This window comes from Mycoplasma imitans ATCC 51306, from assembly GCF_000518305.1.
In the GTDB taxonomy this organism is placed as follows: Bacteria; Bacillota_I; Bacilli_A; order Mycoplasmatales; family Mycoplasmoidaceae; genus Mycoplasmoides; species Mycoplasmoides imitans.
Map to the genome: position 1 here is coordinate 14,250 of NZ_JADI01000009.1, position 11,759 is coordinate 26,008.

The following is an 11,759-nucleotide window of genomic DNA, read 5'->3' on the forward strand; positions in this document are numbered from 1 at the left end:
CTTGTCCTTGTAAAAATTAATATGTTTAATAATAAAATATCGATTTTTTTAGAACTGTTTTTTATATCTTATTGCTAGCAATAAAGTTTATCCAATCTTAACATCTTCATCAACATAAGAGTAGTTTCACTTAATAACGTCACTCTTAACCCAAGCTAGAATTGATGTACTTACCCCTAATTGACCAATAATCATTAGCGCGATTAATAGTACTAATGGTACTAAATTAATTGAAGTTAAATATGAAGTTATACCAACAGATAAACCTACCGTACCATAACCAGAAGAATATTCAAAGAATACATCCATAATGCTAAAACGAGCGTCTGGTTGAACAAAATCAAAGGTAATTTTAGTTCCAAGTGCTGCCACAATTAAAAAAATCGCACTTAATAAAGTGATCAGATAAGCACTATTAATTGTTTCAGGTGGAATTGAGCGTTTAAATAATTTTACTTGTTTGTAACCCTTAAATTTTTGAAAAATTGCAACCATTACTAATGCAAAGGTTGTTGTTCTAATACCCCCTGCTGTAGAAGATGGCGCAGCACCAATAAACATCAATAAACTAAAAATCGATTTTGAAACATCAGTTAAGTTGTACATGCTGATTGTCGAAAAACCTGCTGATCGTGTTGAAAAAATCATAAATCATAGATTAAACACGTAATCTAGTTTAGGATTTTTTCCATAAATAGTTCTATATAGATCATCTGAATTTTGAATATTTAATGAAGGTTCGAATCTGATCTTATTATTTACTGACTGCTCAAAAATTTGAGATGTAACTCTGAATGAACCATTTTTACTTAGTATTTCAACGGGTGCAACAATAATAATTGGCAACAATAACAATGTTGCTGATGTAATTAGTGATAATTTGGTAAAGATACTGAACTTGTACTTAACTGCGTTCTTGTACAATTTTTTGTATCTCATTTTTTCATAAATATCAAAAATCGTTGGATAACCAATTCCACCAATGAAGAATTGAGTAGCAGTAATAAATAATAAAACGATGTGATAGTCGTTTCTAAAACTAGATAACGAGAATGGTCCAAAGATATCAAAACCAGCGTTGTTGATTGAAGAAACTGAGTGAAAAATTCCAGCTCAAATAGCTGATCCAGCATTGTGATAAGTAAAGAATTTACGGTAAGGATTATCTACTGTTATTTGAGATGCTTTGAAATCGATTAATGAACTATTAACATCGGAGTTTTGTAAATCAATAATATTTTGTTGCTCAAATGATGGAACAAAATAAAAATATAATGAGTAAAAAATTGAATACAAAATCTGAAAAATCATTACTGCAGTAACTGCAACCATAATTGTTTTAGATGTTGTTGATAGTTTTTCACCACCGCGTTCAGATTGAAGTAATAAGGTTTTTTCTAATGATGACTGATCTTTAAAAATCTTGGCAAAAATTCTTCAAATTAAATATCAGAAAACAACGAAACCAACTCCACCAACTTCGATCAGAATTGCTAAGATTACTTGTCCAAAAATTGTGTAGGTTTCTCTTACCACCAAGGTTAATAAACCTGTATCACTGAATGCTGATGTAGCAATAAAGAAGGAGTCAATAAATGAATATTTTGCTTTTTCAATTACCGGCTGAGCAGCTAATCCTTGAAAGGTAACATTAGTCACTTTTTCATATGTATCGCTATATTTTAGAGATATTGGTAAGTACAATAAAATCGATCCGATTAATATGAAATAAATATAGAAGTGCGCGATCTTTTGACTGATTGTTTCACCAATAAAAATGATCTTTAGTCATCTAAGGATCTTATTCTTTTTATTCAATGATTTTTTGCTATTTTTACCGCGAATTTTTAACATTTTATTAATTTGTTTCTATTTCAGTTGCATGGACTTCTTTTTTAATGATTTCAACAAGTTTAATCTTGGTTTCTTCATCATATTCTAGATATTTAACAGTCATGAAATCATCGTGATAAATACCATTTTCAAATCTTGCGTTGTGTTCAGAATTATTATTAATATAGTCTAATAATTTTATATTTTTCTTAACATTAATACTCTTATTTATGTATTTATGTAAAAAGTGCTGAGCGTTTATTGATGAATCAACCATTCAAGTATAAGCATTAATTTCTTGAACTTGACCTACTTCATCTTGTTCGTCGTAAATTTGACCCACTAGTTGTTCAAGCAGATCTTCCATCGTGATAATCCCGATTGATTCGTAATCATTAAAATTATTAACAACGATTGCAATCTGAACTCTCTCACGTTTCATTAGATACAAAACTTTATCTAACTTATAATCGGTTGATACATAAATCGGTTCACTTAGATATTCCAACCAGTTATCTTCATCTTTATTTTCGACGATATCTAAATAATCTTTTAAGTGTAAAACACCAATCGCTTTATTCTCATCGTTAATAATCGGCATTCTAGAAACATTATCGGTTAAAAAACGCTTCTTAATCAACCCAATGGAACTATGCTCATGAGCATAAACAACTTCATTTCATTTTGTATATACCTGTTCAATTAAAGTTTCGTCAAAGTTGATAGCATTTTTAACCAATAATGCTTCATCATTTTCAAGTACCCCTTCATTCTTCGCTTCATCAATGAAGAACGCCACTTCTTTTTCGCTAGTTTGAGTTTTTGAATACTTCTTAAAGATTTTTGATATTAAATAGGTAATTGGATACACTAAATAATAAAAGAAAATCATTACAAAACTAAATAATAGAACCGTTTTAATAGGTCTAAATTTAGCAATAGATTTAGGTGCTATCTCTCCAAAAAATAAAGTTATGAATGTAGTTACAAATATTGCTATTGAAGATCCAACAGCTTGATTTGAAATAATTTGATTAAACAAAAGTGTCGAAAGTGTGGAAATAATAATGTTTGCAACATTATTACAGATTAAAATCGTTGATAAAGTTAATGTAAAATTTTTAATTAACTTGTTAATAATCTTTGTTCTTAGCTTTTTTTGGATATTGTGCTCTTTTATATATCCATTTCATTTAAAGCTTGTTAAGCTTGTAAATGCTGTCTCTAAAGCAGAAAAAATTACAGAAATAAATAAAAAAAGCAGCATTAGGACACCATATATTACATATATGGCTATGGTACTACTATCCGTGACGGATGAACTATCAGATGTCATATAATTTAATCTTTAAATTATAGATAATTATATTATATTTAGCCCTTAGATTGTCCTTGACAGCTATAAAACGCGATTTATTGTTGTCAAAATTTTACAAAAGTTATTAATTGTTAGATTAATAATGTTTATAATAATAAGGCTAACTATTAAATAATTAAAGGGATATTTAAGTTGTTAATCGGAATAAGTGGCATGGTTGCATGCGGTAAAAGCGTTTTGTCTAAAAGAATACACGAGCACTATAAGAACTCTTTATTCTTAAGAGAATTTAAAGAAGACGATGTTGTTTTTAATAAGTTCTTAGAATGACTTTATGAAAAACGTCCAAATACAGAAATAAGTTTTCAAGCTTATATTTGTGAAAACCATTCAACGAAGATGAATGAGATTTGAAAAAATTATCGAGCTGAAAATAAAGACCCTAAGAAAGATCACATTATTATTGATCGTTTTTGTATCGAACATAACATTTTTGCTAGATTAATTTTGGCTAAAAAAGGCAAGAAATTTTTAAACGCCTATCAAGCGATGTTTGATATGATGATTGATAAAAATGAGATTCCAGATATTGCTATTTTCTTAGATGTTAATTTTGAAAATTTCAAAAAAAGATTATTCAAAAGAAATCGCGAAGTAGAAGTAAATAATTTTGATGAAAATTTAGATTACTGAAAAGAATTACATCAAAATTACCGTAAAAACTTTGAAATTTTGTGTGAAAAATACAAAGTTAATGCGTATTATATCGACACAAATGATATGACTGAAATTGAAGTTTTTAATAAGGCTGTTGAGATCATTGATAACCACAATAGATAATTATGCTTGTTGCTATTAGTGGAATGGTTGCTTCTGGAAAATCTACACTTTCCAACAATCTGCATTCACATTATAAAAACTCAAAACTTCTTTATGAGTACGACGAAAAAGATGAAGTTTTTAATCAATTTTTAGAATGACTATATAATAAGAATGCTGTTGTAGATTTTGCTTTTCAATCCTACGTTGTACAAAATTATTCTAGACATCTTAAACAAGCTTTATCTCAAAATTATCACTTTATTTTTTCAGATCGCTTTAATTTAGAGCATTTTATTTTTGCAAAAAATAAAATATCTCAAAAACCTAAAAAATTTATAAATGCTTATGAAGCGATGTTTGATGTTTTGGTCTCAGAAGATAAAATTCCCGATCTTGTTATTTATCTAGATTTCAATTTTGATGAATTTAAGAAAAGAATTTTTAAGAGAAATAGAATCGTAGAAACATCAACATTTAACGATAATATAGATTACTGAAAAAATCTTCATAGCATTTATAAAAAAGAGTTTATAAACCAACAACAAAAATATAAATTTAAAGTTGTTTATTTAGATACAAACAACAAAAATGAAGAAGATATTTTCAAGCAATCTGTTAAGATAATTAACCAATATAGTGCAAAATAAAAAACGAGATAATATCTCGTTTTTTTATCATTTTTACCGTGTATTTTTAATTTTTTAAGATACAGATTTTCTTAAATTTACAAGAGTATATTCATTTGTTTCAGCATTGAATGTGCAAACGTAAGATTTGTTCTTTTCAAGCTTGTTTTCGATTATTTTTTTTGCTAAAAAATTCTCTACTTCTCTTTGAATATAACGTTTTAATGGGCGAGCTCCAAAAACGGTGTTAGAACCATGCTTAACAACATTTTCAACAACCTTTTTATCAAAAGTAATGTTTATTTGTTGCTCTTTAATTCGGCCACTTAAATCACTTAGTAATTTTTGAGCTATTGCAGATAAATCTTTGTCATTTAATGCTTTAAACGTAATTAATTCATCAATTCTGTTTAATAATTCTGGTCTGATTTTTCTTTTTAACTCTTCAATTGTTTTAGCTGGATTATTAGCTAAGATATGTTCAGCACCAATATTAGATGTCATTATGATTATCGTGTTCTTAAAGTTTACTAATCTATTGTGATTATCTGTTAATTGACCATCATCTAAGATTTGAAGCAAGATATTTAAAACATCTGGGTGTGCTTTTTCAATTTCATCAAATAATACCACCGCATAAGGTTTTGTTCTAATTGCATCTGATAAAACACCAGGTTGATCATAACCAATATATCCAGGAGGAGAACCAATTAGTTTATCAACTGAATGTCTTTCCATGAATTCAGACATATCAATGCGAACCATTGCTTTTTCATTATCGAATAGACAATAAGCTAATTTTTTAGCTACTTCAGTTTTACCTACACCTGTAGGACCTAAAAATAAAAATGAGCCAATAGGACGATTAGGATCATTAATTTGAGCTCTACCTCTTAATACTGCATCTGAAACATTTTTAATTGCATGATCTTGACCTTTAATATATTTAGAAAGATCATTTTTAAGATTTAATAATTTTTGTTGTTCAGAAGCAACTAATTTACTTAAAGGAATTTTTGTAGCTTGTGAAATTACTTCAGCAATTTCAACTCTAGATATTGAAGTCTTTATTAAATTGTCGGTAAATTTGCTCAATTCTTTAGTTTTCTTTTCAATTTCTTCTTGACGTTTTGGAATTTCTAAATAAAGTAATTTAGATGCTTGAGTATATTCACCTTTAGCTTGCAATCTTTCAATTTCAGACGTAAGATTTGTTACTTCTTCTTTTAATTTATTAATACGTTCATAAATCGTTTTTTGTTGATTTCATTTAACTGTTAATTCATTTTGTTTATTAGTTAAATCTTTAATTTCATTTTTTAGTTGATCTATTCGACCTAGTCTTACGTTAGCGTGATTTTCTTTCTTTTCGCGCTCAAGTGCAGCTAATTCTGTACTTAAATGAATAATCTTTTGCTTGATGTTATCTAATTCTGGTGGTAAAGAATGAATCAAAGTCTTGATCTTAGCGGCAGCTTCATCAATTAAATCGATTGCTTTATCTGGTAAGTAACGATCTGAAATATATCGAGCTGACATTTCAACAGCAGCAACTAAAGCATCATCAAAAATTCTTACTTTATGAAATGCTTCTCATCTTTCTCTAAGACCGCGCATAATTGTTAGCGCTTCTTGTTTAGTTGGTTCATCAACTAAGATTTTTTGCATTCTACGTTCTAATGCTCCGTCTTTTTCGATGTATTTACGGTATTCATCAATCGTAGTTGCGCCAATTACTTTAATCTCGCCGCGAGCCATCATCGGTTTTAAAATATTGGCTGCGTCCATTGCAGAATTTGATGAATTTTTTCCCATCCCAACAAGTTGGTGAATCTCGTCAATAAATAAAATAATTTTTCCATTGGAATTCTTAACTTCTTTTAAAATTTTATTTAATCTTTCTTCAAAGGAACCTTGAAATTGCGTACCTGCAATTAATGAAGATAACGATAATTCAACTACTTCTACATCTTTTAAATTATCAGGAACATCTCCGTTCACAATCTTTCTTGCAAAACCTTCAACAATTGCTGTTTTACCAACACCAGGTTCACCAATTAAGACTGGATTGTTCTTATTTTTTCTACTTAATATTTCAATCAATCTTCTTATTTCATCTTCTCTACCAATAGTAGGATCAATTGCGTTTCTAGCAATTTCATCGTTTAAATTACGTGAATATTTACTTAAAACGTTTTTTTCTTCAGTTGGAGTAAAACTAGCAAACATATATACACCTCTTCGATCTATAGATTAATTATAACAAAAAATTAGCACTTACAGATTTAGAGTGCTAATTTATTAATAAGAAAATGATCTTAAGGCTAAAGCCTTATTTTTATAACTTTAACAAACCACGAAATTTACTTATCGCATCTTTTGCTGCTTTAACTTCTGCTTTGTGGGTATTTACATCTTTACCTTGACCATACATTATTCCACCAGCATAAAGGTTCACTGAATAAAGATTACTATTATGATCATAATTTTTATCATAATGAATCTTCATGTTTAATCCGGTTGAATGAATAATTTCTTGAAAGATCGACTTGTAATCAGTGTTTTCAGTCAACTGTCCCTTTTGGTAATATCCAATGATCGTATCATTTAACACTTTTCTTACTGCATACTCTCCTTGATCCAAGTACATTGCCCCAATAAATGATTCGAAGATATCTTCAAGAATCTTAGGTGATAATGGAACAATTTTTAGCCCTTCTCCAACCCTAATATAATTGATTAGTTCCAATTGACTAGCAGCTTTGATCAACGTTTTAGATTGGATAATCTTGATGCGATCCTTAGTCATTTCCCCTTCAGATGAATCTGAATGATTAAATAAGTATTCAGCAACAACTTTATTAATGATTGCGTCACCTAAAAATTCTAATCTTTGATAGTTGTATTTTAACTTCATCTCATTAGAATATGAGTTGTGTGTTAACGCTTCTTCATATAATCCGATGTTATTGGTTACAATTTTGAATTTTTTTAATAGCAATTCAAGATCTTTAGCTTCATAATTTACATAAACAACAAAGTTTTGGTCATCAAGATTACTATTATTAAAATCAACCGAAGTTTTTTGTTTTAGATCATCATAGATTACAGGATAGTTGTCTTTAATGTAGTTTGTAATTTTAGCAATCTCTTGATCAGAAATGTTCTTTTTTAAAAACTGAATATTACTAGACTGCTTTTTTAAATCATCGTTTTTTTTATTATTGTTTTGATTTAAATTTTTAACCTTTCGATTTGCATCAGGATTACGATTATTTTTTTGTTGTGGATTGTTTAAATTATTAAAATTTACCGGTTTATTCTGTAAATTTTTATTTTCTAAAGATAACTTTTTTTTAGTTTCTTCTTGTTTAGATTCGTTGCTTTTAAAATCAATTGTTTTAGTTTGTTTTACAACTGGTTGTACTTTTAGTGATTCAGTTTTTTTATTTTTTATTTTTTTTAATTGGTTTTGATTGTTATGTTGATTATTTGAATTTAATTGCTGGTTTTTTTTATTTTTGTTTTGTTTCAAATCTGGAGCAATTAAATTGTTTTGTTTTGTTGTTTCAAAGCTTTTTTTAATAATTAAATTTATTGCAGTATTTGACGCTGGTTTTGCAGAATTTCGATTATTTTTCTCTTTTTTGTTATCAACCGCTTTTTGTTTTCAACCATCACGTTTTTTGCTATTAGAAAAGTTATTGTTATTAACTTTCGGTTTATTGTTTTTATTAGATTTCTTTTTAGCTTGTTTATTATTTTTCTGCTTTTTAGAATTTTTATTAATTACTTCGTCTGATCTGATCTTCTTAGCTTCTTTAGCTTGAATCTCTCTGATTTTCTTTTCATAATCAGGATCATTTAACGGAACTGGTTTTTCGGTATGCTTTCTTCCAGTAACACCAAGTTGGTGTAAAAATTTACTAGATTTGGGCGTCATTTTAAACATTCGCGGTGTTGGTTTTTCAGGTTTAACCACTTCTGTTTTTTCTTTAATGTTTTTTGCTTTTTTAGCTTTAGGATTTCTTTTAAAATTTTTAGATTTTTTGCTTTCTTTTTTAGTATTTTTCTCTAGGTTGTCCATATTAAATAGCACTAATGCTTTGTGTAAATATTTAAAAATTTACTAGAATTTACTAATTAATTTAATTCAAAAAAGTTAAGCATTCTTCTGTTATTTTTTCAATTAAATTATTTACTAAACTTTCGTGTGCTAAACGAATTGTTGAATAAAATTGTTTAGCGTCTGCTGATCCGTGTGTTTTTAAAACTAATTGTTTTAGCCCTAATACAACTGCGCCAGCATTATTCTTATAATCAAATGTCTTAGTAATTTGATATATAACGTTCGCTGAGAATAAAGCTCCCAGTGGATTTATTTTATAATTTTTCTTTAAAATTTTGCCAACAGATTTTAGCGCACCTTCTAGTGATTTAAGCACTAGATTTCCAGAGTAACCATCACTAACTAATAAATCACATTCACCATAGATTAATCCGCGAGGTTCAATAAACCCTAAAAAATTAACCGATTTATCGTTTTCTAAAAGGTTATAAGCAGCTTGATGATATTCAAAACCTTTGTTTTTTTCAGTTCCAATATTAAGCACGCCTAATCTAGGTTGATAACTAAATACGTTAGTAATGAAAGTATTAGCCATCTTTCCTAAATAATAAAGTTCTTCACCGGTGTATTCTTTATTAGCACCAACATCTAAAAACCAAAACCCACGTTTGGTGATTGTTGGAACATATGACATGAAACCAACTTTGATCTTTTCGTGAATTTTGCCAATTAAATTATATGTAAGTGCTACATAAGCACTAGATGATCCAGCTGAGATGATTGTATCAACTTCATTGTTTTTTAATAGTTCAATTGTCATGTACATTGAACTATCTTTTTTGCGATAAGCAGCTAAAACTGAATCGGTCATACTAACTTCATTAGTTGTATGAACGATTCGATAGTTTAAGAATTTCTTATTCTCAACAAGAGGTTGGATCTGATTTTGATCACCAACTAAAACAAAAAATAAGTTTTTATGCTTTTTAGCGTATTTTAATACCGCTTTAACAACTTCACTAATTGGGTTTTCAAAACCCATGCAATCAACCCCAATCTTAAACATTATTGAACACCTATGTAATATTGATATAGTTTTTGAGATCCGTTAATTGCTTCACAATAGATCCCGAATTTTTCTGAGATTAATTTAACGATAGTTCTAACTTCTGAACTTGAAGTATTCTTACCATAGATGATTAAAATTAACTCAGGTTTTTTAACTTCATCCACAAGTTGGGCTACTGTATCTAGTAAACATTTGTAGATATCGCTATCACTAACAATAATTTTTTTTTTGATCATCCCAATGTAGTCACCCTTGTGAACTTGGAGATGTGGATATTTAATGTTCTTTACTGATGTCGTGATGCAAGCTGATCCGGTTGATTTAATGATCTTATTTAAAACTTTAACATTACTCTTTAACGTATCAGATCGCATATAACCACTGATCCCACTTAATGATTCAATGAAGTTTTGGCATGAAATTAATTCACAATTAATGTATTTTTTTAATTGTGAAATCGCTTCTTTAGCAGCTAATAATAAGTTTGTATCATCAACAACAATAATTACGTTTTTAGACTTAACTGCGTAAATGTTTTTGATGAAATCTTTAATTGTTGGATTACCAGTAGCTGATGTATCAATGAACTGATCAACATCGTAGTTTTGAACGATCATCTTACCTAAAACACGAGAAGGAACTGTTGCAATAATTGCAGTTTCATTTTTAAAGTTCTTAACCTTAGATAGATCGATGTCCATTAAAACATCGATCTGATTTTTAGTTAATGAATCAAGGCTGCTATCATCTTGCTTACGTTCAGTAACCTGTTTGTTCATGTTTTCGATCTTAACTTTTAAAAATTCACCATAAGCTTGTGCGTGTTTTAAAACAATATCAGGCGTTAAAGTGTGAGCGTGAAGTTTGATAATATCATCTTCTTTGTTGTTGATCAAAACTAAAGATTCAACATCCTTCGAGATCTCTTTTTTGAATTTTTCTTCATTAAATTTGATCTTAGTTTGATCATCCTTAGCTTTTAATCCTAATTTTAACAAGAACTCAGTACAGTATCCATGTCCTTCTTCAACTAGTTCTTGTTCAGCTTTTGCTGATAAAGCCTTCTTATTAATAAAGTTCTTGTCGTTATTCAGCTTAGAAAAATCTTTAGTTAGATCAGCCAGCATCCCTTCAAAAAATGAAACTAAACCAAAACCACCAGAATCAACTACGTTAGCTGTTTTTAGTGCTGGTAACATCTTAGGAGTTTGGCTTAGTGCATCTTTAGCAAAATCAGTCGCCATTTCAAACAATTGTTCAACTGAATTAATCTCATCTTGTTTTTTAATCAGACGATCTGCTGTTAATCTAATTACGGTTAAGATTGTTCCTTCAACCGGAGATTGAATCACACTATAAGCAACTTCTTTAGCTTCTTTAAATGAATTAACTAACTGCTTGATACCAACTTCGTCACTATCAGGTAAAGATTTAGTAAAACCCTTAATAATCTGGCTAAAAATCACCCCAGAGTTTCCACAAGCATTCATAAACAATCCAGTCGCAAAAACCTTACCTAACTTTTGTACTGAGCCAAATTCAACATCACTAATTGCATCAACACCACCTTTAGTGGTTATCTTCATATTAGTTCCCGTATCACCATCAGGTACGGGAAACACGTTTAGGTTATTAATGTATTCATAACGATTAAAAATAACATTATAACCTTCAATAAACATCGATTGAAGTTGCTTGGTAGTTAATGTATCTGAAGCCATAAAAAAATCTATCCTTTAATTTCTTTGATAATTACGTTGATAAAATACGGGTTATGATCATCCCAGCGTGATAATTCATAATATATCATACTTTGAGCCATTAAACATACCTGATAGGGTCTAATGCCTAGCTTACAAACAACTGTTATCGTAATTGTGTCCTCATCAATATCGATATCGTCATCACTAAGCTCACTAGTAATCCCTGGTACTAACTTAATAACTTCTTTTAATCTACCCTTAATGAGTTCATCATTATATATTGTTTTAGTTGTTTCCATTTAAGTAGTATTTTACCAAA

At 29.0% G+C, this 11,759-nt stretch carries 9 protein-coding genes; 2 read left to right on the top strand and 7 right to left on the bottom strand.

Annotated features, from left to right (window positions below):
- Positions 1-87 precede the first annotated feature (87 nt).
- Both P690_RS0101415 and P690_RS0101420 read right to left on the bottom strand, forming a co-directional pair.
- On the bottom strand, positions 88-1,854 hold the full coding sequence (locus P690_RS0101415; RefSeq protein WP_027122019.1) for a potassium transporter TrkG: 1,767 nt from the start codon (positions 1,852-1,854) through the stop codon (positions 88-90).
- Between the two features lie 4 nt (positions 1,855-1,858).
- A complete protein-coding gene (locus P690_RS0101420) occupies positions 1,859-3,169 on the bottom strand; it encodes a CNNM domain-containing protein (protein ID WP_027122020.1) in 1,311 nt (436 codons plus the stop codon).
- A 174-nt stretch (positions 3,170-3,343) separates the two neighbouring features.
- On the opposite strand from P690_RS0101420, the gene P690_RS0101425 reads away from it, so the two are divergent.
- Positions 3,344-3,991, top strand: a complete 648-nt coding sequence (locus P690_RS0101425; RefSeq protein WP_027122021.1) for a deoxynucleoside kinase — start codon at positions 3,344-3,346, stop codon at positions 3,989-3,991.
- Positions 3,992-3,993: 2 nt separating this feature from the next.
- A complete protein-coding gene (locus P690_RS0101430) occupies positions 3,994-4,620 on the top strand; it encodes a deoxynucleoside kinase (RefSeq protein WP_027122022.1) in 627 nt (208 codons plus the stop codon).
- Positions 4,621-4,674: 54 nt separating this feature from the next.
- Here P690_RS0101430 and P690_RS0101435 read toward each other — a convergent pair whose 3' ends face one another.
- The 5 genes from P690_RS0101435 to P690_RS0101455 all read right to left on the bottom strand — a co-directional run bounded on the left by P690_RS0101435 (position 4,675) and on the right by P690_RS0101455 (position 11,739).
- Positions 4,675-6,828, bottom strand: a complete 2,154-nt coding sequence (locus P690_RS0101435) for an ATP-dependent Clp protease ATP-binding subunit (protein WP_027122023.1) — start codon at positions 6,826-6,828, stop codon at positions 4,675-4,677.
- A 109-nt stretch (positions 6,829-6,937) separates the two neighbouring features.
- Positions 6,938-8,686: a ribonuclease III gene (gene rnc / locus P690_RS0101440; protein ID WP_027122024.1), complete on the bottom strand. Its 1,749-nt coding sequence runs from the start codon at positions 8,684-8,686 to the stop codon at positions 6,938-6,940.
- Positions 8,687-8,747: 61 nt separating this feature from the next.
- Positions 8,748-9,734 (bottom strand): phosphate acyltransferase PlsX, encoded by a 987-nt coding sequence (gene plsX / locus P690_RS0101445; RefSeq protein WP_036459504.1) that lies wholly within the window; start codon positions 9,732-9,734, stop codon positions 8,748-8,750.
- Positions 9,734-11,458, bottom strand: a complete 1,725-nt coding sequence (locus P690_RS0101450) for a DAK2 domain-containing protein (protein ID WP_027122026.1) — start codon at positions 11,456-11,458, stop codon at positions 9,734-9,736. The genes plsX and P690_RS0101450 overlap by 1 nt, the downstream gene beginning before the upstream one ends.
- A gap of 8 nt (positions 11,459-11,466) precedes the next feature.
- Complete coding sequence (locus tag P690_RS0101455) at positions 11,467-11,739, bottom strand: hypothetical protein (RefSeq protein ID WP_027122027.1); 273 nt, start codon at positions 11,737-11,739, stop codon at positions 11,467-11,469.
- Positions 11,740-11,759 lie beyond the last annotated feature (20 nt).